At 63.1% G+C, this 20,403-nt stretch carries 16 protein-coding genes; 3 read left to right on the top strand and 13 right to left on the bottom strand.

Translation table 11 applies throughout. The features are described from left to right. Positions 1 to 9 precede the first annotated feature (9 nt). The 3 genes from FAZ97_RS33520 to FAZ97_RS33510 all read right to left on the bottom strand — a co-directional run bounded on the left by FAZ97_RS33520 (position 10) and on the right by FAZ97_RS33510 (position 3,917). Positions 10 to 1,593: a sugar ABC transporter ATP-binding protein gene (locus tag FAZ97_RS33520; protein ID WP_158763041.1), complete on the bottom strand. Its 1,584-nt coding sequence runs from the start codon at positions 1,591 to 1,593 to the stop codon at positions 10 to 12. 14 nt (positions 1,594 to 1,607) lie between these two features. Further along, positions 1,608 to 2,642, bottom strand: a complete 1,035-nt coding sequence (locus FAZ97_RS33515) for an ABC transporter substrate-binding protein (protein WP_158763040.1) — start codon at positions 2,640 to 2,642, stop codon at positions 1,608 to 1,610. 186 nt (positions 2,643 to 2,828) lie between these two features. Then, a complete protein-coding gene (locus FAZ97_RS33510) occupies positions 2,829 to 3,917 on the bottom strand; it encodes a LacI family DNA-binding transcriptional regulator (RefSeq protein ID WP_158763039.1) in 1,089 nt (362 codons plus the stop codon). Between the two features lie 197 nt (positions 3,918 to 4,114). Between FAZ97_RS33510 and FAZ97_RS33505 the strand changes: the two genes are divergently transcribed. Then, positions 4,115 to 5,146 carry an aldose 1-epimerase gene (locus FAZ97_RS33505; RefSeq protein ID WP_325073255.1) on the top strand — a complete coding sequence of 344 codons (1,032 nt, stop codon included), beginning with the start codon at positions 4,115 to 4,117 and terminating at the stop codon, positions 5,144 to 5,146. 14 nt (positions 5,147 to 5,160) lie between these two features. Here the strand turns inward: FAZ97_RS33505 and FAZ97_RS33500 are convergent, their stop codons facing one another. Then, positions 5,161 to 5,421 (bottom strand): hypothetical protein, encoded by a 261-nt coding sequence (locus tag FAZ97_RS33500; protein WP_233272027.1) that lies wholly within the window; start codon positions 5,419 to 5,421, stop codon positions 5,161 to 5,163. 267 nt (positions 5,422 to 5,688) lie between these two features. On the opposite strand from FAZ97_RS33500, the gene FAZ97_RS33495 reads away from it, so the two are divergent. Beyond that, positions 5,689 to 7,047 carry an MFS transporter gene (locus FAZ97_RS33495; RefSeq protein ID WP_158763037.1) on the top strand — a complete coding sequence of 453 codons (1,359 nt, stop codon included), beginning with the start codon at positions 5,689 to 5,691 and terminating at the stop codon, positions 7,045 to 7,047. 67 nt (positions 7,048 to 7,114) lie between these two features. Here FAZ97_RS33495 and FAZ97_RS33490 read toward each other — a convergent pair whose 3' ends face one another. From FAZ97_RS33490 to FAZ97_RS33450, 9 genes are all read right to left on the bottom strand, one after another. Continuing rightward, positions 7,115 to 7,468, bottom strand: coding sequence for a DOPA 4,5-dioxygenase family protein (locus FAZ97_RS33490; RefSeq protein WP_158763390.1), 354 nt, complete (start codon positions 7,466 to 7,468; stop codon positions 7,115 to 7,117). A gap of 86 nt (positions 7,469 to 7,554) precedes the next feature. Continuing rightward, positions 7,555 to 8,331 (bottom strand): ATP-binding cassette domain-containing protein, encoded by a 777-nt coding sequence (locus tag FAZ97_RS33485; protein ID WP_158763036.1) that lies wholly within the window; start codon positions 8,329 to 8,331, stop codon positions 7,555 to 7,557. Further along, entirely contained in the window at positions 8,328 to 9,302 is a 975-nt protein-coding gene (locus tag FAZ97_RS33480) for an ABC transporter permease subunit (protein WP_158763035.1), read from the bottom strand. Before FAZ97_RS33480 ends, FAZ97_RS33485 begins: the two co-directional genes overlap by 4 nt. Positions 9,303 to 9,321: 19 nt before the next feature. After that, the gene (locus FAZ97_RS33475) at positions 9,322 to 10,302 is read right to left on the bottom strand and encodes an ABC transporter substrate-binding protein (RefSeq protein WP_199272215.1); all 981 of its coding nucleotides are present in this window, start codon (positions 10,300 to 10,302) and stop codon (positions 9,322 to 9,324) included. A gap of 183 nt (positions 10,303 to 10,485) precedes the next feature. Beyond that, the gene (gene ilvA, locus FAZ97_RS33470; protein WP_158763034.1) at positions 10,486 to 12,093 is read right to left on the bottom strand and encodes a threonine ammonia-lyase, biosynthetic; all 1,608 of its coding nucleotides are present in this window, start codon (positions 12,091 to 12,093) and stop codon (positions 10,486 to 10,488) included. 517 nt (positions 12,094 to 12,610) lie between these two features. Next, complete coding sequence (locus FAZ97_RS33465; RefSeq protein WP_158763033.1) at positions 12,611 to 13,648, bottom strand: ParB/RepB/Spo0J family partition protein; 1,038 nt, start codon at positions 13,646 to 13,648, stop codon at positions 12,611 to 12,613. Next, a complete protein-coding gene (parA, locus tag FAZ97_RS33460; protein WP_158763032.1) occupies positions 13,638 to 14,327 on the bottom strand; it encodes a ParA family partition ATPase in 690 nt (229 codons plus the stop codon). Before parA ends, FAZ97_RS33465 begins: the two co-directional genes overlap by 11 nt. A 959-nt stretch (positions 14,328 to 15,286) precedes the next feature. Next, on the bottom strand, positions 15,287 to 16,660 hold the full coding sequence (locus FAZ97_RS33455) for a replication initiation protein (protein WP_158763031.1): 1,374 nt from the start codon (positions 16,658 to 16,660) through the stop codon (positions 15,287 to 15,289). Between the two features lie 1,521 nt (positions 16,661 to 18,181). Continuing rightward, complete coding sequence (locus tag FAZ97_RS33450; RefSeq protein ID WP_407671929.1) at positions 18,182 to 18,544, bottom strand: DUF4148 domain-containing protein; 363 nt, start codon at positions 18,542 to 18,544, stop codon at positions 18,182 to 18,184. A 377-nt stretch (positions 18,545 to 18,921) separates the two neighbouring features. On the opposite strand from FAZ97_RS33450, the gene FAZ97_RS33445 reads away from it, so the two are divergent. Then, positions 18,922 to 20,403 carry a sensor histidine kinase gene (locus FAZ97_RS33445; protein WP_158763030.1) on the top strand — a complete coding sequence of 494 codons (1,482 nt, stop codon included), beginning with the start codon at positions 18,922 to 18,924 and terminating at the stop codon, positions 20,401 to 20,403.

The following is a 20,403-nucleotide window of genomic DNA, read 5'->3' as shown; positions in this document are numbered from 1 at the left end:
CGGAGTGGCTCACGCAGTGCCATCGCCGTGGTCAGCGCCGGCCAGCACGGCGAGCACGTCGTCGGGGTGGGCGCCCGCGGTCGGCATGCCGCCCTCGGTCGCGCCTTCGTTGAGCACGACGAGGCGGTCGGTCAGCGCAAGCAACTCCTCCATCTCGGACGACGTGACCACCACGGCAAGCCCCTCCCGGGCCAGCTCCTGCACGACGCGATGCACCTCCTCCTTCGCGCCGACGTCGATGCCGCGCGTGGGATCGTCGAGCAGCAGCACCGTCGGGCGGGTCGAGAGGCAGCGTGCGATCAGCGCCTTTTGCTGATTGCCGCCCGAGAGCGTCGTGATGAGCGCGCCGGGACCGGCCGTCTTGATGCCGAGCCGCTCGATCGACTCGCGCACCACCTGCGCCTCCTTCGCGCGCGAGATGAAGCCGAAGCGCGAAATGCGCGGCAGCAGGCTCGCGACGATGTTCTCGCGCACCGAGAGACGCGGAAAAATGCCTTCCGCGCGGCGGTCTTCGGAAAGAAAAGCGAGGCCGCGACCGATCGAGCGCGCCGGGCTCGCATGCGTGAGCGCGCGGCCCGCGATATCGACTTCGCCGCCGTCGGCCTTCTGCGCGCCGAAAATCGTCTTGAAGGTTTCCGTGCGGCCCGAGCCGAGCAGGCCGGCGAGACCAACGATCTCCTTGCGGGCCACCCGCAGCGACACGTCGCGCACGCGGTTGCCCCACTGCAAATGATCGACGGCCAGCGCCGGCGTGGCGTTGGCATCGGCGTCGGCATTGCCCGAGCGCTCCGCCCACGCATGCTCGCCTGCGCTCTCGCGACCCAGCATGGCGGCGATCAATGCCGCACGCGGCAGCTCTTCAGGCGTACCCGTGCGGACCACGGCGCCGTCGCGCATCACCGTGAAGCGATCGCACAGCCGGTAGCACTCGGACAGCCGATGACTCACGAACAGCAGCGCAATACCCTCGGCGCGCAGGCGATCGACGACTTCGAACAGGACGTCCACTTCCGCACCGCTCAGGGCCGAAGTCGGCTCGTCGAGGATCAGCACCCGCGCGCCCAGCGAAACACCGCGCGCAATGGCCACCATCTGCTGCGCGCCGAGCCCGAGCGAACCGAGACGCGCGGCCGGGTCGACCGCGAGCCGGTAGCGCTGCACGATGTCGGCGGCGCGCTCGAGCATGCGCTTCCTGTCGATCAGGATGCCGAACCGTTTTGGTTCGTGACACAGGAAGATGTTGTCCGCCACGCTGCGCTCCGGTATCAGGTTGATCTCCTGATACACGGCGCACACGCCCGCGCCCTGCGCCGCGCGCGGACTGTCGAATGCGACGTCCGCGCCGTCGAGCGTGAGCGCGCCCGAGTCGGGCTGATGAAAGCCAGTGAGGACCTTGATCAGCGTGGACTTGCCCGCGCCGTTCTCGCCCACGAGGCCGTGCACCTCGCCCGCGCGCAGCGTGAGCGAAACGTCGCGCAGCGCACGCACCACACCGAAGGTTTTCGAAACGCCGTGCGTTTCGAGCACGGCGCGCTGGGCGATCATGGCGGAATCGGCGGAATCGGTGCGATTCGCGGGGACGCTCGTCGTCATCGTATGGGCGCGGCTCAGTAGACCTTGCCCTGCGCGAGCGAAGGCTGCGCGTTGGTCCGGTTGAAGAGCGCGTCGTCCATGATCTGCTTCTGCGGCACCGGCTTGCCCGCGAGATAGTCTTCCAGCGACTTGAAGGCGAGCGGACCGAAACGCGGGTTCGTCTCGACATCCGCGGCGACAATGCCGTTCGAGATATCCGTGACGATCTCCTTCGTACCGTCGATCGAAACGATCTTCACGCCGTTGAGCTTGCCGGCCTGGCGCAGCGCCTTGATCGCGCCGACCGTCATCGTGTCGGCGTGGGTGTAGACGGCGTTGACGTCCGGGTGCGCGAGCAGGATCTGCTCCATCACCTTCTGTGCCTCGGTCGTCGACCAGTTGGCGGTCTGCGCCGCGATGATCTTCATGCCGGGATAGGGTTTGAGGCCGTTCGCGAAGCCGTCGGTGCGCTGGCTTTCCACCGTGTTGCCGTAGCCGCCCTGGATCTCGGCGATGATCGCGTTGCCGCCCGTGGCGTCGGCCAGCGCCTTCGCCGCGCGCTCGCCCTGCTTGTAGAAGTCGGAGCCAAGGAACGTGATGAAGTCGTCGCACACCGTACCCGCCGTCTGGCGGTCGATCGTCACGACGGGAATACCCTTCGCGCGCGCCTGGGCGAGCGCGGGCTGCAGGCCGGTGGAGTCGTTGGGCGCGATGATCAGCGCCTCGGCGCCCTGATTGATCATGCTTTCGATATCGGCGACCTGCTTGGCCTGATTGGCGTTCGCGTTCGTATAGAGGAGGCGCTTCACGCCCGCTTCCTTCGCCGCGGCACGCACCGAGGCAGTTTCGGTCGCCCGGAACGGGTTCTGCTCATTCTCCGACTGCGAGAACCCCACCACCATGTCGCTGAGCTTCTTGCCGCCCGGCTTGGGATTCGTGCAGCTTTCGCTGGAATTCGACTGGATTTTCTGTGCGCCGTTGTCGGTCTGCGCGTAGGCGCTTGCGGCGAATGCGCTCGCAAAGCAAAGACCGGCGGCAATGAGGGCTGACTGGATTCGTTGATGACGCATGGCTGTCTCCTGTCGGCCGGAGTGAGTGCTTCTGCACTCACTCCGGCCCCATGCAAAGCGTTGAATGACACGATCGGCGCGGGCCTTTGGCCCCACCGCGGCTTTTTTGTCTTTCTTGTTCCATTGGGTGCCGCACCAGACTCGACACCAAATTATTACGACCACTGCTTCAACTAATATTACCAGTCAATTTTCGGAGATATTAATGAGGGTATTCACGGGGGAGGCGGGGTCGGGCGCGCACACCGAGGTCCGCTCGATGAGCGGACCGTCGAGCTTCACGGTGCGGTGGCGTACCGGCGCGCCGGCGCTGCGGTTCTGCTCTTCCTGCAGCAGCGTCTCGACGGCCCAGCGCCCAAGCTCGTAGTTGGGCAGCACGACGGTGGTGAGCGGCGGATGAGTGTGGCGCGCGATTTCCTGGTCGTCGTAGCCCATGACCGAGACGTCTTCGGGCACGCGCAGCCCGAGTTGCTTGAGCGCCTCGATCGCGCCGATCGCCGTCAGGTCGTTCGCGCAGAAGATCGCCGTGGGCGGATTCGGCTCGCGCATCAGCGAGAGCGTGAGCTCGAAACCCTTGCCCGAACTCCAGTCGCCGTCGCGCACGAGACGCTCGTCGAACAGCAGGTCGGCGGTCGCGAGCGCCTGGCGGTAGCCCTTCAGGCGGTCCTTCGCGGCGTCCTGCCAGGTTTCGCCGTTGATGAAACCAATACGCCGGTGCCCCGCCTCGATCAGGTATTCCGTGGCCGTGTGGCCGCCCGCCACTTCGGCCGGCACGACCGAAGAAAGCGCGTGATCGGACGAGTAGCAGTTGAGCAGCACGGCCGGCACCTTCAGCAGCGCGGGCGGCACCGTCACCTTGCGTGTGTACACGGTCGCGTAGATCACGCCGAGCACATTCGGCATGGCGAGCGTTTGCAGCACCTGCTGCTCCATCTGCGCGTTGCCGTGCGTCGAGAACACCGCGAGCAGGCAACCGTTGTTCCAGGCGGCGTCACGCGCGCCGTCGATGCTCACGACGGGGTGAGGGCTCGTCGAGACTTCGTCGGCGAGATAGACGATGAGATTGCGCTCGCCCGCCGGGGCCGGCGTCTGCACCGCGCGGATCGGCAACTGGTAGCCAAGCGACTGCGCCACTTCGTGCACCTTCAGGCGCGTCGCTTCGGATAGCTTGGCGCCCACCGCGCCGTTGAGCACGAGAGAGACCGTGGATTGCGACACGCCCGCGGCCTTCGCGATGTCGGTCATGGTCGGGCGGCGTTGCGTCGTTTTTTTCATCGGATCTGAGGGGGCTGCGGGAGGGCTGCGCGGCGCGGCGGCGCGCGCTCGGGGCCGCGCTGTTGGCCCGAAGCGTAGCACTAATAATTTGGGCCATCAATTGGCGTATGTCACCATTTTTTGGCGTCATCATCATCGATTTCAGCGCCTATATTATATTTTATTAGTAATAAGCAGATTCACTGGAGATTGCTCATTTGACTGCCCGACCGCTCCCTTCGTCGCCCCCAGAGACCGCTTTCGACGCCGCCGCACTGGGCGACGGTCAACTCGTCACGCTCGCGCACGGCAATACGCGCGCACTCGTCGCGCCGCACGTGGGCGGCTCGATCGCTGCGTTCTACGACACGACCGCCGGCAGGGGGCCGGCGTCACACTGGCTGCGCCCGGCCACGCGCGCCGCTATCGACGCGCGCGACCCGCTCGGCATGGCGAGCTTTCCGCTGATGCCGTATTGCAATCGCATCCGCGACGGACGATTCCGCTTTGAAGGCGAGATGATCGATTTGCCGAGCGGCACGGGCGCGCTGCGCCACGCGCTGCATGGCCACGCCTGGCGGCGGCCCTGGACGGTCGAGGCGCAAACGGCCGATACGCTCACACTGCACTTCCTGCATGAGCCGCACGAAGCGCATGAATCCCACGTTTCGCGCAAAGCCGATTCACGCACTAGCGCGGGCACGGGTTGGCCGTTTCGCTACGAAGCGCGTCAGCATCTCACGCTCGACGCGAGCGGCCTCACCGTGCGCCTGTGGGCGCGCAACCTGGCCGCGCGGCCCATGCCGTTCGGCCTCGGCCATCATCCGTACTATCCGCGCCCGCCCGGCACGCGCATTGCCGCGCGCGTGCGCGCCATGTGGGAAATCGACACGGAAGTCCTGCCGGTGTCGCTCAGCGCCCATCCGGCCGTCGATGCGCTGCAGGCCGGACTCATCGTCGACGACTTCGATCTCGACAACAACTTCTCCGGCTGGCGCCGCGAGGCAGTGATCGAGTGGCCGCACGAAGGCCGGCGTCTCGCGCTGCGCGCGAGCACGCCGCTCGACTTCTTTGTCGTCTTCTGCCCGCCCGGCCTGCCGTACTTCTGCGCGGAGCCCGTCAGCAACACGACGGACTGGCTCAATTTGCGTCACGAAGGAACGGTGCAACGCATCGACGTGGGCGGCACCGTGCTCGCGCCCGGCGAAACGCTCGAGGCCCAGCTTGCCTGGCAACCCGAGCGGACCTGACGCGCACACCGTCCTCACATGCCCGCGCCGTTTCGCACGCCCGCCAACGGCGCGCCGTAGCCGCCGGCCTCGGCGTTGTTCGGGTGGCCGTTCGCGAGTTGCCCGCGCGGATCGGTGGGGCCGACCGGCATTTCGCCGGCCTGTCGATTGCCGTGGGTCGGGTACTCGCTGCCGGGCTGCGCATTGGGCATGAGCGCGAGGCTGTTTTGCGGTGCGCGAAGGTTGTCATTCGGCGCCAGTTGGGCAACGGCATAGCCGGGCGTGCCTGCCAGCATCGCGCAAGCCACGAGGGACGGCATGGATGCATGGGCGAAGAAAGGCTTCATCTGGAACTCCTTGTCGCGCTACGCGACACGCTTGCAGCACGCGCGTGCTCGCCGTGCTGCTTTCAGGTTAACAGAGGGCCGCCCACCGCGCCCGATGACGCTCTCCTGCAAACACCGCGCAGCGGTTACTATTCGAGGTTGTAAGGCAAACCAGAAAAAGCGGCTCGCCATAGCGGGCCGATACAACGACAACCTCAGTCGACAGGAGACAAAACCATGGACCAGCCGCGCGCCGTCGACGTCCAGACCTTCATCAACGAACATCCGTTTTCGCCGTTCCAGTGGTTCATCTTCGCGATGTGCTTCGTCATCGTCCTGCTCGACGGTTTCGACACGGCCGCCATCGGCTTCATTGCGCCTTCGCTGCTCGGCGAATGGAGCCTCACCAAGCCCGCGCTCGCACCCGTTTTGAGCGCGGCGCTCTTCGGCCTCGCTTGCGGTGCGCTCGCGTCCGGGCCGCTTTCCGACCGGCTCGGGCGACGCGCCATGCTGGTCGGCTCGGTGCTGCTGTTCGGTGTGACCTGCCTCGGCTCGGCGTTCTCCACCAGCATCGGCGAGCTCACGTGGCTGCGCTTCATTACAGGTGTCGGCCTCGGCGCCGCGATGCCGAATGCGGTCACGATGATGGGCGAGTACTGCCCCGACCGGAACCGTGCCACCGTGATCAATCTGATGTTCTGCGGCTTTCCGCTCGGCGCGGCCTGCGGCGGCTTTCTCGCTGCGTGGATGATTCCGCATTTCGGCTGGCGCAGCGTGCTCGTGCTCGGCGGCATCACGCCGCTCGTGCTCGCCGTGCCGCTGTTCCTGCGCATGCCGGAATCGGTGCGCTACATGGTGGCGAATCACCGGCCCGCCGAGCGCATCCGCGCCGCACTCGCCCGCATTTCGCCCGACGCCGCCAAAGCGCAGGTGTTCACGATGACGGAGCACGCCCCGCAGACGCAGAGCAAGGGTCTTGGCGTCGTGCTTTCGCCGATGTACCTCGTCGGCTCGGTGATGCTGTGGGTCGCGTATTTCATGGGGCTCGTGATCTTCTACGCGTCGATCAACTGGATGCCGCTGCTGCTCAAGGACTCCGGCCTCACGGCTTCGAGCGCCACGCTGATCTCGGCGCTGTTCCCGCTCGGCGGCGTGGGCGCAGTGCTGAGCGGCATGCTGATGGATCGCTTCAACGCGAACCGGATCATCGCCGCGTGCTACGTGCTCACGGCGCTTTCGGTGTGGCTCATCGGCCAGGCGGCGGGCAACGTGGCGCTGCTCGTGCTCGTCGTGTTCGTGGCCGGCGTGCTGATGAACACGGCGCAATCGTCGATGCCCGCGCTCGCCGCCGCGTTCTACCCCACCCAGGGACGCGGCACCGGCGTGGCCTGGATGCTCGGCATCGGCCGTTTCGGGGGCATTGCGGGTTCGTTCCTCGTGGCCGAGCTGACGCGCCGGCACTTCACGTTCGCGGGCATCTTCGCGACAGTTGCCGTCGCGGGTCTCATTGCTGGCGCGGCGCTGCTGATCAAACAGGCCGCGCGGCCGCAGGCGAGCGGATCGCCGGCGGCAAAGACGGAATCGTTCGGGCACTGACGCCCGCTTGAAAGTCGCGCCTTGCGCCGTGCAGCTAGGCGACCGGGCGGCGCATTGCGCGCAAAGATCAGCCGCCGAGCGCGCCGAGATTGAGCGTGTGCGAATGGCCGATCCACACGGCGGCGTCGCGATGGTCGCGCAGCGCATCGGTGGTGTTCGGATGCACGAACACGTCGAGTGCGCCGTGATTGAGCGTAAGCCATTCGACGACCGTCATGAAGCGCTCGCGCGGTATGGCGAGTTGATACGACCACATTGGATGCGGCCCGACCGGGCGTTCGTGAAAGCGCCCAATCTGCACGGCCTCGCCAAAGCGGGCTTCGATCGCCTCGCGCAGGGTCCATGCGGCGTCGCGCGTCGCCGCGTCGAAATAGATGTGCGCGTGCCAGCTCGTGATATCGGCGGGATCGAGGTAGTTCATGGCGGGAGCAGGACTGCGGTGAGGGTTCGAGCCGACATTGTCCATCGAATGCGCGCGCGGCGCAGGCAAACGCAGCACGTTACGTTTCAGTGCGCGCCGTTTGAATACGTGTCGCCCACCATCAGCCGTACGATCTCGTCGCCATCGGTTTCGGCCACGCGCCGCTCGCCCGCCACTTCTCCGCGCCGCAGCACGACGATGCGCTCGGCCACGGCGAAAATATCGTGCAGGTTGTGCGAGATGAGAATCACGGCAACGCCCTGCGCCTTGAGTCCGCGGATCAACTCCATCACCTTGCGTTGCTCGGGAACGCCGAGCGCAGCGGTGGGCTCATCCATGATCAGCACGCGCGCGTTCCAGTAGATCGCACGCCCTATCGCAATGGCCTGGCGCTGGCCGCCCGATAGCATTTTTACTGGGCCCGTGAGCTTGCGCGGCGGAATCACGATATCGAGCCGCTCGAGCACTTCGCGCGCCACCCGCGCCATGTGCGGCCGGTCGATCACCTGGAAGCCGAGTCGCCGTCGCACGGGCTCGCGACCGAGAAAGATGTTGCTCCCCACGTCGAGATTGTCGGCGAGCGCGAGATCCTGGTAGATGGTTTCGATGCCCTGCGAGCGCGCATCCTGCGGATCGCGCAATTGCAGTGGGCTCCCGTCGAAGTGCAAATCGCCCGCATCGGCGCGATAGACGCCCGAGAGAATCTTGATGAGCGTGGACTTGCCCGCGCCGTTGTCGCCCGCGAGCGCAAGCACTTCGCCCGGCATGAGCCGCAACGAAACGCGCTTGAGTGCCTCCACGCCGCCAAAGCGGATCGAGACGTCGCGCGCCTCCAGAATCGGCGTGGCGCTCGCACCGCTCATTGCGCGCCTCCGAGGCGATCCTTGTACTGGTCGATCAGCACCGAAAGAATGATGACGATGCCGACCACGATGAATTGCCAGAACGCGTTGACGTCGATGAACACGAGCCCGAATTCGATCACGGCGATGATGAGCGCGCCGATCAGCGTGCCGATGACGTTGCCGGTGCCGCCAAAGAGGCTCGCGCCGCCGATCACGACCGCCGCGATCGAATCGAGCAGCATGGGTTCGCCCGCATTGGCCGCGCCAGCCGCGAAGCGTGCCGTGTAGACGATGCCGCCCACCGCCGCGAAAGCCGCCGCGATCAGATAGATCGCGAACAGATGACGGCGCACGTTGATGCCCGCGCGCACCGCCGACTGCGGATTGCCGCCTATCGCATAGGTGTACTGACCGAAGCGCGTTTGCGAGAGCACGAAGTGCATGATGACGAGCAGCACGGCCGTAAGGATCACAGGCGTCCAGCCGCCGCCGAGCCACGCGAGACCATGATTGTTGACGGCGACGGTCATGCCGCTGCCCGCGGCGAGAAAGCCCACGCCGCGCGCGACGCCATACATGCCGAGCGTGCCGATGAACGCGGGCACGCCAAGGCGCGCGATCAGCACGCCGTTCACGAAGCCGGGAATCAGGCACACGAGAACCGTGAGCGGAATCGACATCAGCAGGATCCACGGCGATTCGCCGCCGGGAATCGTGAACTGCGCCACGCACACCGCCGCGAGCCCCATCACGAAGCCCACCGAAAGATCGATGCCGGCGGTGATGATCACGAAGGTCTGGCCGATGGCCAGCAAGAGCGGCGCGCTTGCAGCAAGGCCGATCGACTGCAGGTTGTACGCGTTGAACACGAACGACCGATGCGCCGAGATGCGCGCCCACGCCTCGAAGAAAACGAGCAGAGTGCCGAGAAAGAGCCACGGCCAGACCTTGCTGACGAGCGCGAGCCTGTCGAGTCGTTTGTCGTTCATGTAGCTCCGTTCGCGCGGCTTAGTTCGAATAGATGTACTGCTTCATCTCCGGCTTGTCGATGTTCGACTTGTCCAGCACCACGAAGCCCGTGCCCTTGTAGGCGGGAATCTTCTTGCCGTGGATGGCGTCGCCGGCGAACTTCACGGCTGTATAGCCCATCTCGTCGGGAAGCTGCGCAATGGCGATATCGACGAGGCCGCTCCTGATTTGCTCGTCGATGCCCGGCACGGCGTCGAACACGACGACCTTCACCACGCCTTGCTTGCCCGCGTTCTTCACGCCTTGCGCCGCGCCCGCGCCCGAGAATGTATTGGCGCCGAACACGCCCGCGAGATCGGGATTGCGCGCGAGCACGGCCGCCACGTGTGAAGTGGCGCGATTGGCGTCGTCCTCGTTGTATTGCGTTTCCAGCACCTTGATGTTGGGGTGCTTCTTCATCTCCTCCATGAAACCTTGCGCACGCGCGTCGGTGCTGGAGATGCCGGGCTTGTTGTTCTCGCAATAGACGGTACCCTTGTCGCCAATTGCCTTGGCAAGCGCGCGCGCCGCTACGCGGCCGCCTTCCAGGTTGTCCGAAGCGATATAGGAGAGCGGGAAGTCGGCGTCGCCCTTGCCGGTTTGATAGTGGCCGTCGCCGATATAGGTATCGACGGTGATGACCTTGATGCCGGCATCGGCGGCTTCCTTGAGCGGGCCGATGAGCTGCTGCTTGTCGACGGGCGAAACGAGCAGCACGTCGGGGCGCTTCGCGATAAAGGCCTTGAGGATCGGCACCTGCTCCGTGGTGTTCCAGGCCTTCGGTACCTGGAACAACAACTGGATGTTGTCTTCCTTCGCCGCGCGCTCCGCGCCGCGATGCATCGTGAAGTAGAAGGGATCGGTGACGCCGGGCAGCAGCGCGACGACGGGATGCGCCGCATCCGCGTGTGCCACGCCGGGCAGTGCGCCGGCGACCATCGTGGAAAGAGCCATCAGACAGCCAAGAGCGATGCGCAACATGTTTGTCTTCCTCCAGGTGAGTCCAACGCACGGCGCCCAGTCTTCCCGAGGCGACCACGCCCGGCAGCAGTGGCTCAGTATACTGACGCGCACTGCCGCGGGGCCTGGTGTTTTCCTGCACTCTCTTCGCTGTTTATGCGCTTCGGATGCAGGTATCCCGATTGGTGGGACGACTGACTATTTTCATTGCAGGAACAACCGATACGCCGGGTTCTGCGTCTCTTCCCAGTGCGGATAACCGAGCGTGGCGAGGAAGCTGCGGAATTCGGCGTCCTCGGCTGCGGGCACCTGGATACCCACCAGAATCGAGCTGTAATCGGCGCCCTGGTTGCGGTAGTGGAAGAGGCTGATGTTCCAGTTCGGCGCCATCGACGACAGGAAACGCATGAGCGCGCCCGGCCGCTCCGGGAACTCGAAGCGGAACAGCCGCTCGTCGTGCGCGAGCGGCGAGCGCCCGCCCACCATGTAGCGGATGTGCTGCTTCGAGAGTTCGTCGCCGGTGAGATCGACGGTCGGGAAGCCATGATCGACGAAGGTCTTCGCGATCTGCTGCGACTCGCCACGGTTGCGGATCTGCACGCCCACGAAGATGTGCGCGCGCTCGGCGTCGTCGATGCGGTAGTTGAACTCGGTCACGCTGCGCGTGCCGACCAGCTCGCAGAATCGCTTGAAGCTGCCGCGCTCTTCGGGGATCGTCACCGCGAACACCGCTTCGCGCGCCTCGCCCACCTCGGCGCGCTCGGCCACGAAGCGCATGCGGTCGAAGTTCATGTTCGCGCCCGAGGTGATCGCCACCAGCGTCTGGCCTTCGATGCCCTCGCGTTCCGCGTACTGCTTCGCGCCCGCCACGGCCAGGGCGCCCGCGGGTTCGAGCACGCTGCGCGTGTCCTGGAAAACGTCCTTGATCGCAGCGCACAGGGCGTCGGTGTCCACTGTGAGCACTTCATCGAGATATTGCTGGCACAGGCGGAAGGTTTCCTCGCCCACCAGCTTGACTGCGGTGCCGTCCGAGAACAGGCCGACTTCCGTGAGTTCGACGCGCTTGCCCGCCTTGACCGACTGCGCCATCGCGCAGGAATCGTCGGTCTGCACGCCGATCACCTTGATGTCCGGGCGCACGGCCTTCACGTAGGCCGCCACGCCCGCAGCCAGGCCCCCGCCACCGATCGGCACGAAGATCGCGTGAATCGGGGCCTGATGCTGGCTCAGCACCTCCATCGCCACCGTGCCCTGGCCGGCGATCACGTAGGGATCGTCGAAGGGATGCACGAAGGTCAGCCCGCGCGCTTCCTGCAGGCGCACGGCGTGGGCGTAGGCATCGCTGTACGACTCGCCGGCCTGCACGACCTCGACGGTCGCGCCGCCGTGCGCGCGCACCGCATCGACCTTCACCTGCGGCGTGGTCACCGGCACGCAGATCACGGCCTTCACGCCCAGTTTCGCGGCCGAAAGCGCCACGCCCTGAGCGTGATTGCCCGCCGAGGCGGTGATCACGCCGCGCTCGAGTTGCGCGGGCGAGAGGTGCGCCATCATGTTGTAGGCGCCGCGCAGCTTGAAGGAGAAGACCGGCTGGTTGTCCTCGCGCTTGAGGAACACGGCGTTGCGCAGGCGCGCCGAGAGGTTCGGGGCGCGCTCGAGTTCAGTTTCCCGGGCGGCATCGTACACACGCGCCGTGAGAATTTTCCGGAGGTAGTCGTTTTCGTCGCGGCGCGGCTGAGCGGAATCAGTGGCTACGACGGCTTCGGTGGCTTCGTTTTCTTTGGCGGCGGGACGACTTTGATGCACCTGCATGACGGCTCCTGTACTCACTTTCGTTTTGGCCAGGAGGCGGAAACAAAAAACCCGCCTCTTGGGGCGGGTTGTTGTCACTGCTGCCAGACGTACGCTAACCCACCATTCGTTGAATGGTGCGAATAATCAGCGCAATCGTGAAAAGGCGGCAGTTCATGTCTGTAAGAATGACCTGGGGAGACAGGTATTGTCAATTGCTCACAATCGCATCTTTCTCAATACACCACGAATTACGTTTTATTTGCTACGTTTTTTGGCTAACGTGGATATCTGTACGGTTAGCTGCGTAAAAATCGCGCTTTACCCCCGCGCAGGCTAACATGTTTCGTGAAACATTCTAGAAAATGCAACCTAACATGTTGATTATAAAGAATTATGTTTGTCTTCTTATTCTTTCGCATCTGTTTCACGGATTCGACCCCGCTCGCGGGTTGTGCAGGGGTCGCGCGGCCGAAATAACAAAAAAGGGCGTCTGACGACGCCCTCCCCGGCTACCGTTAGCCAATACTCGCGTTGCTCAGGTCGCCTCAGATGTGTTCATTTCCGAGGCCCACTGTTCGATAACTGCCTTCATGCGCTCGGCCAGACGCTGCTGATCGGCGGCCGCAATGCCCTTCAGGCTCAACTCGGCGCGCCCGTCGCCAAACAGCTTCAGCTCACCCAATGCGACACCGTCCGGCCGATTGAACTGGACGCGGGACTGGTAATGCGTACGGCGCGGACCCGCGCTGCGCGCGCCCGCTTCAGCCGAGGCTGCTGCCTCGAGCTTGCGCACGCTCGCCTTCCCTTCGATCACCTGCGCAAGCCAATGCTCGGCGACCGTGGCGCCAGCCCGGTCGAAGATCAGCTTGATGTTGTAGGCGTGCCCTAGTCCGACATCCTTGCGATTCTGCGCCATCCGTTGCAGCAGATAGGGCGGCAGCGACGTGAGCGCGATGACCTTGCTGATGTGCTTCGGATCTTCGCCTACGGCCACGCCCAACTCGACCTGGTCGACGTAGACACGGTCGTCGAGCAGCTTCTTCCACGCGAGCGCGTCGTCGAATACGGTCTGCTCCTCGCGCTCCTTGTTGGCGTGATAGGCGCGCAGGTACAAGTTCTGGTTGTCGAGACCCTCCCGGACATCGGCATCGATGAACTTGTCGCCGCGCGAGCGTGCAGCGCGAATACGGCGCTCGCCGTCGACGATCACATATTGGCCGGGAAACGCCGCGAGTTTCGTGACCAGGATCGGCGTGATCTGACCTTGCGTCGCAAAGCTCTCGGCCAGTTCGTCGATCGTCTCGGCGCTGTAGAACGCGCGCGGGTTGTACGGATTGGAGACGACATCCTCGACCGAGATTTTCCGAACCGCATGCAGCGAAAGCGGCGCCTCGGCGATTTCGGCAGGCTGCGCGACCGGCGTGTCAACGATATCGAGTGCGACATTGGGTACGCCCGCGTCGCGTTGCGCGATATTGACGACGTCGGCTTCGGCGAGGCGTTCGCCGGCCGAAGCACGCTCAGCAGCCATGCCCGCACGCACTTTGCTGGTGAAATTCAGCTTAGCGGCCATTGACGACCTCCTCTTCTTCTTCCTGAACCAGCGCAATGATCTCGTTGTACACGGCGCTGATTTCGTCTTTCGCGACTTTCGCCCCGCGCACGCCGCGCACATCGAAGACGGTGCGGCCAAGCGCTGCTGCCTGGCGATAGAGTTCTCGCTGCTTGATGGTTGCCGAGAACACGCGGACATTGCTTTCGGCGAGGATGGCACTCATCTGCGTGTGCAGCAGCGTCTTCGAATTAGATTTATTCAACAAAATTGCGAATTTTCCAGCCGGATTGGCAACGCGTGTGCGCTCGACCAACTCCATCATCCCTTCGCTACTCCAGATGTCGATCGGCGATGCGTCGGTCGGAATGACAGTAGCGTCGGCAACGGCGAGAACACGCGCGGTCGTCAAGTCGTTGATATTGGGCGGGCAATCGACGATGACGACGTCGTAGTCGTTCGCCAGCGCTGCGATCTCCGGCCCGATCATCTTCTCCAGCTTATGAATGCTGCCGACACGAAACGGCAGAGGCGTTTCGGGACCTGCCGCTGCACACCAACTCATGCAAGATTGCTGGCCATCGGCATCGGCTACATAGACCTTATAGCCCTCCGCCTGAAATGCCCCAGCCAGATTCATGCTGGTGGTGGTTTTTCCAACGCCACCTTTTTGGTTCGCTACGGCTATCACGAGACCCATTCGTTTCTCCATCCAATTGTTCAACAGCGGACGAGTCTCCCACGAACACTCTCCACGTGGAGACTCCAGCAAGTCATTCGGGAGTCTAACGGCAACTTAAAGTAAATTCTAGGATTTCCGTCTCAGACGTTGCCAGTTCACAACCAATTGGCCGAACGGATAAGAAGTGGGCACAACTCGATGCATTGAAGATCGATCAGATTGGATAGCTCGTGACGCTTCGACGAAATCGGAAATCGATCTCCACGTGGAGATCCCACAATGTCTTCGAAAGGGCTATGCCAAAATCGCAAATCGGTGAACCGCAGCATTGATGTACGTTGTGGAATGCATACGCGGCGATGGAACGGCAACTCAGGTTACGTGTGCTAGAGATATCTGTTGGTCGCGTGATCGAATCGAGGACCCGCACGCAATTCTCCACGTGGAGACTCATTGCGTTGACTCGCTTTAGGCCAAGCAGTGTGGCGAGCATAGTGGGCGACCGAACAACCATTCGGCCCGCACGGGCGACCATCGAATCTCCACGTGGAGATTCGTCACTGTGCATTTCGGGAAGAGCGCTACGTGTGAGCGGGCGCCGCCCCCGCCGCGAAAGCAAGCGGGTAGCCCACGGCCGCATATGGCCCAACCGGCAAGTCCTTATTCATTCGAAGCAGCAACTCTCCACGTGGAGATAAACGTGCAAAGCACCGGCCAACAAAGTAGTATCCGCATCCGTGGCACTGCGCGACGAAGTACGAACATCAATCGATGGCATCCACACAGTCGATACCAGCGGCTCCACGAAGAAAGTGAGCGCTTCTGTAATACAGCGGCGTTTTGAACAGAATATTTGGCTATATTTTCTAGGTCGTTATATTTAACCAAATTACCTTGCGTACAACCCCCACGTGTTCACCGTGAGTTGCCCCAAAAAAACGGCGGCCGAGGCCGCCGTTGCATTTCCTGCATCGCCTTTACTCGTCCCGCGCTTTCAACGCAAGATCGATTTCCGCAGCCTGCAGCCCTTCGGCCGCCGCTGGCGCCTGCTGTCCACTCAACAAGAATTCGAGCAGGTCGGCAGCAGTCGGTTGTCCCCAGGTGTCCAGCACCACCCAACGGAAGAAGTTCGTCGACGCCATCTTGCTCGGCACCTTCGCCGTCGATACCTTGAGCTTGTCCATGCCGACCGTCTCGTTGTAGCGCTTGATCAGCGCAGTCTGGTCGTCGTATTCCAGCTCATTGAAATAGGCACGCGCCTCATTGATCTTCGCCGCGATGTAGCGGTCTTTCACCTGATCCTGGCTTTCGCGCGCGCGGCTCGCGTCGGAGCCGGGTGCAACGGCATTCGCACCGGGCAGCTCGTAGCCTTCGGTTAGCGCCTTGCGGAAATACGCCGCAACGTTCGCGAGCGGCGCTGCGTTTTTCTGTGCCACGCGCGCCGCGGTATAAGCCACCGCCGTGCGAATCTTTTCTTCGCCGTACTGCTTGAGCAGGCGACGCGCCTCGGAAACCGGAATACTGAACTTCGACATCTCGCCAATCAGCAACGTCTCGTTCGCACGCAGTTCTTGGGACGGATCGGTCTCCGGCTTACGGGTCACACGGAACTGCAGGGCAACAACCGAGCGTCCCACCTTGTGCTCGATGAGCTCGAATAGATGATCCGAGATCTCGTTCACTTCCTTGATGCAGGGCACCAGCACGCGGCTCTTGAATTGCTTGTAAAGCTTGTACGACTGCGCCGACGTATCTTGCCCGAGGATCAGATCGCGCAGCGTCGCGAGCGGAAAGCGCGCGGTCACACCCACGGCCTCGTAGCGCACGACGTTCTCCCACAGCGCGAGCGAATGCGCCTTCCTGAACTGACGCGTGATGCGCATGTCGATCATCGCGTAGATTTCGGGATTGAGCAGTTCGCCGCGAATCTGTTCGGAGAAGGTATAGCGCAATACCGATCGCTCCAGTTCGGCGCCGGCAAGCAAACCGGACGCCTTCCAGATGCTGCGCTTGTCCTGCGTGAGGTAGTCCCAGTTGACGACCGTGCTGATAAGCGAGTTGATCGTTTCCTTGACGTACTCGGTATTGTTGCTATTCAGATCGACGTCCTGGGAGAGGGCGGAAATCGTGATCTCGAACGACGAACGGCCGCGGTCGAGGGAGTCCTGGCGAATGGCGTTCTTGATCAGCGAACTGAACATCTTGCGCTGTTGCAGGCTGATCGACCCGGACTTCGGTGCGATATGAATCGCCGGGACGGCCTTGCGGAACAGATCAGGCGGCTGGCCTTGCTGAAATACGAGTGCACCTTGCTTGTCGGCGTCGCCGGCTTCGGCCTTTTTTCTTGCCATATGACCCACGTTGAAAGGGAACCTGGTCGGTTGGTAACTGTATACCAACCAATCAGGTGACTCAAGGCCGCAAACGCAGTCGTGACGCGGCACGACACTCAACGGCGAAGAGCATTGACAGCCGGAAATTTCCCGTCTCGATGGCCACAGGGAACCTCTCCGAAGCACGCAGCGCCGCCCCCTCGCACGAACCCATAACAGGTGACCTTTGCATCACGTCGCCCCGTAAACCATCCCATAGCCAGTGACCTTCAGGAAAAATGTGAGTACTCACTCCGTCAATTTGCTCGTCACAGGTACCCGTTCATGGGATCTTTTGCGTTGCTATCGACGTGATTGGCTGGAACGGATCAAGCAAGTGCCGGCCGGTGCACGACGCCCATAAATGGTGACCTGACGCGCCTCCCACAGATGGCTACCCAACCGGACGAAGAACACGCCTCTCATACATCCGCAAATCAGCATTCGCTCCCATATCAGGTGACCCTTCGCCGATCCCATAACCTGTTACCTTCATCCAGGCAGCCTTTTCGCATGCAAGGATTCATGCGGGAGCTGCAGAATCGGATCCAGGGACGTCACTCCTTCTCTCCCGAAAAGCCACCATAACTGGTTACCCAGGCGGTTTCCCAAAGACGGTTACCTGAATTCTGACGAAGCGCCCGTTGAAACGCCCCACACAAGGCAATGCGGCCCATAGCCGGGGACCTTCCTTGACTCCCATAAACAGTGACCTGAAGCCAAAACCGCTCCTTTTCCCATAGCGCGCGACCTTCCCCCCATATCCACAACCCGTAAGCCCCATGCCCGGGTACCGAAGTCCCATATCCACAACCTGAAACTCCCATACTCGGGACCTCAAATCCCATAACGTGTCACCAAACCGGCCGCAAAGCCTTGCCTGGTAAGGGTTTGAGGCGCCTAAAGGTTTACTAAAGTTGTTAAAGCGTCATTGGTAAACACTGAAACACGCGTTCGATGAGAAATACGTCTCCCAAAACCGGGGACCTTAACGCATGTGAGTGGTCACCAACCTCCGTGGCCCCATTCCTGGTTACCTACCCCGTCTATCAACGCTTTGCGGGCACCATAGATCACTACCTAAGCCCCCCATTCTTCAGATTTAACATTCAAATCCAGACTTAGGTAGCTGATTTCCCGAGAAAAATACTCAAATGGTCTCCGCCTATGGGGCTCTTTCTTCTTCAAGGTAACTGCCTATGGGATCGTCTGAGTGACGACGAAATCGGGAGGCATGCGCTCGCGAGGCTGCCCCGCCGGTTCAGGACTCGGCTTCAATGCAGGTGGCGAGAACGAACAAGCTGGGCAATGCATTTGTGTACTGGCGGCGGCTCCCATTTCCGGTTACCCAGCTCAGGTCACCAGATATGGGAGCAACCGAAGGTCCATTGGGGCCGCTGCCTGTAGGTCACATCAAGGTCACACCAAACGCTACAGAACCCGCCTAAGGTGCACTGCACAAAATACATCGGTGACCTACGGGCGACCAGCGATTCAATGTCAGTCTGAATTTGCGGGAAAGGTCACCGCGGCGGCCGTGTGCTGCGGCAAGCAATCACTGCGATATACATCCGTGAGACGCTGCTGGGCGGCTTCGATATCGGCCGGGTAGTTCTCGTCTTCCGCGTGCGGCTCGTAACCTACCGCCTCGAGCTCTTTCAGTTCCCGCATCAGATCCGCGTGTGTGACCTCGTGAGCCGTTTTGACGAACGGGTAGCTGTGACATTCCTGCTGCGTAAGATGCGGCGCGGCAACCGCGCTTACGCTCATCGCTCCCACAAACGGCACCCATACGAACTTTAGCCATGACCTCATGATGAATCCTCCTTTTGATGAACCCGCAACGAAATGAAAAAAGCGCATAAAGCGGATTCGAGGATAAGGAGGCGCTGATGCCGAATCGGGCTCAGCCGAATGACAGAAGGTTCATCTACGCCACGCGGGCGTGACAGGAGACCTCGCGTACGCACGCATTGACAAATGACAGGTACACGTCACGCAGCAGTAAGAAGATGACGCGCTCTTCATTGCCGTGATGCCGTTGCATCCAGGGTGCGCCACTATGATGGCCGGGCAGGAGCACACCCGCGTTCGCTGGTTCGCCAGCAAGCCGTTGGGTCGACCATTCATTGCCATCGGGGAGCCGCCATGTCAGTCAGCGAGAAAGCCGCGCGCGCACGCCGTGCAGCCGCACGTGTGTCGGTCTTGCGCGACTCGGCAACCGCCACGCGAGGCGCGCGATGAACCTGCCTGCCTGGGTTGCGCTCGGGCGCGGCCTGTTCGTTCCGGCGTCGTCGCGCGCAACGCCGAACGTGCGGGACATTGGCCGCGACCACTGGCGAACGACCACGTTCCGATGGTTCACCGCATACGCCGCGATCTTTTCGCTCGCGTTCATGGCGTTGCTTGGCGTGATCGACTACTCCGTGACGCGCGCGATGATGCGGGAGACCGACAGCGGCCTGCGCTGGCAACTGCGGTATTTCGATTCGCGTAGCGACGCGAGCCTCGCCAGCGCAATCGACGCGCGCCTCACGCGTCCGGACCGGCGCGATAACTTCTACGGCCTGTTCGCACCGGACGGGCGCCGGCTCGCCGGCGATATCCGCGTCATGCCCACGGGTCTTGCGCTGGGGCACTATGGCCAATCCCACCAGCACACGCGCGGCCAGACGCTCGTGCTCGAGCCCGGCTCCGTGCGATCGTCCCTGCGCGCCATGGGCGAGATTCGGCCCGATGGCGCGCGCCTCGTCGTAGCGCGCACCCTCTCCGACGTGCGCCACGTGCGTGACGAACTGCTGAAGGCGCTGTTCGGCGGCGGCCTCTTGTGCCTCACCGGCAGCCTGTGCGCCGGACTCGTGCTCAGCATGCGGCAGATCCGGCGCGTCGCGCAGATCAAACGCGCCACGCGCGGTATCGCGAACGGCGATCTCGCGATGCGACTGCCGGTAGCCGGCCGCGACGAACTCGACATGCTCGCCCATCTCGTGAACCGCATGCTCGACGAAGTCGAGCGCCTGATGGGCGAGGTGAAAAGCGCCTGCGACGGTATCGCCCACGATCTGCGCACACCGCTCACGCGATTGCGCCTGCGTCTCTCGCACGCTGCCGAAGCCATGGAGCAGCGCGGCGAATCGGTCCTCGCCGGTGTGCTCGTTGGCGCGCGAGGGGAGGCCGATGCCGTGCTCAATCGTTTCTCTGCGCTCCTGCGCATTTCGGAGATCGGTGCGATGGATCGCCGCCGCGGCTTCGCGAGCGTCGCTCTGCCGGACCTCGTGCACGAGCTATGCGAACTCTATGCACCGCTTGCCGAGGAAAAGGGCATTGACATGTACGTCGCCGTGGCGCCGGTCGAACCCATCCACGCCGACCGCGCGCTGCTCTTCGAAGCGTTGAGCAACCTGCTCGACAACGCCATCAAATTCACGCCGCGCGGTGGCGCGGTGCAGGTCGAGTTGCGCGCCGGCTCGCGCGGAGCGCAGCTCGTCATCGCCGACAACGGACCCGGCATCGCGCCTGGCGAACGCGCCGCGGTGCTGGGGCGTTTCTATCGCAGCGAGCGGACTCGTCACCTCCCGGGCACCGGCCTCGGGCTCGGCATCGTCCTGGCAATCGTGCGGCTGCACGACTTTCGCGTTGCCATTGGCGAGGCGAATCCCGGGACGATCGTCACGATCGACTGCTGCACGCATCGAACGCAGCACGGCCACGCGAGCCCCTGA

Source organism: Paraburkholderia acidiphila (genome assembly GCF_009789655.1).
GTDB classification, from domain to species: Bacteria; Pseudomonadota; Gammaproteobacteria; order Burkholderiales; family Burkholderiaceae; genus Paraburkholderia; species Paraburkholderia acidiphila.
Note: the sequence above shows the minus strand (reverse complement) of the source record. Positions and strands in the feature narration are given on the sequence as shown.

Excerpts from the sequence above, each read along its gene's own strand:
- FAZ97_RS33490 (WP_158763390.1), bottom strand. The coding sequence starts at position 7,468 with ATGAACTACCTCGATCCCGCCGATATCACGAGCTGGCACGCGCACATC.
- FAZ97_RS33510 (WP_158763039.1), bottom strand. The coding sequence starts at position 3,917 with ATGAAAAAAACGACGCAACGCCGCCCGACCATGACCGACATCGCGAAG.
- FAZ97_RS33485 (WP_158763036.1), bottom strand. The coding sequence starts at position 8,331 with ATGAGCGGTGCGAGCGCCACGCCGATTCTGGAGGCGCGCGACGTCTCG.
- FAZ97_RS33520 (WP_158763041.1), bottom strand. The coding sequence starts at position 1,593 with ATGACGACGAGCGTCCCCGCGAATCGCACCGATTCCGCCGATTCCGCC.
- FAZ97_RS33480 (WP_158763035.1), bottom strand. The coding sequence starts at position 9,302 with ATGAACGACAAACGACTCGACAGGCTCGCGCTCGTCAGCAAGGTCTGG.
- FAZ97_RS33450 (WP_407671929.1), bottom strand. The coding sequence starts at position 18,544 with ATGCGCTTTTTTCATTTCGTTGCGGGTTCATCAAAAGGAGGATTCATC.
- FAZ97_RS33455 (WP_158763031.1), bottom strand. The coding sequence starts at position 16,660 with ATGGCAAGAAAAAAGGCCGAAGCCGGCGACGCCGACAAGCAAGGTGCA.
- ilvA (WP_158763034.1), bottom strand. The coding sequence starts at position 12,093 with ATGCAGGTGCATCAAAGTCGTCCCGCCGCCAAAGAAAACGAAGCCACC.
- FAZ97_RS33465 (WP_158763033.1), bottom strand. The coding sequence starts at position 13,648 with ATGGCCGCTAAGCTGAATTTCACCAGCAAAGTGCGTGCGGGCATGGCT.
- parA (WP_158763032.1), bottom strand. The coding sequence starts at position 14,327 with ATGGGTCTCGTGATAGCCGTAGCGAACCAAAAAGGTGGCGTTGGAAAA.
- FAZ97_RS33515 (WP_158763040.1), bottom strand. The coding sequence starts at position 2,642 with ATGCGTCATCAACGAATCCAGTCAGCCCTCATTGCCGCCGGTCTTTGC.
- FAZ97_RS33495 (WP_158763037.1), top strand. The coding sequence starts at position 5,689 with ATGGACCAGCCGCGCGCCGTCGACGTCCAGACCTTCATCAACGAACAT.
- FAZ97_RS33500 (WP_233272027.1), bottom strand. The coding sequence starts at position 5,421 with ATGCTGGCAGGCACGCCCGGCTATGCCGTTGCCCAACTGGCGCCGAAT.
- FAZ97_RS33475 (WP_199272215.1), bottom strand. The coding sequence starts at position 10,302 with ATGTTGCGCATCGCTCTTGGCTGTCTGATGGCTCTTTCCACGATGGTC.
- FAZ97_RS33445 (WP_158763030.1), top strand. The coding sequence starts at position 18,922 with ATGAACCTGCCTGCCTGGGTTGCGCTCGGGCGCGGCCTGTTCGTTCCG.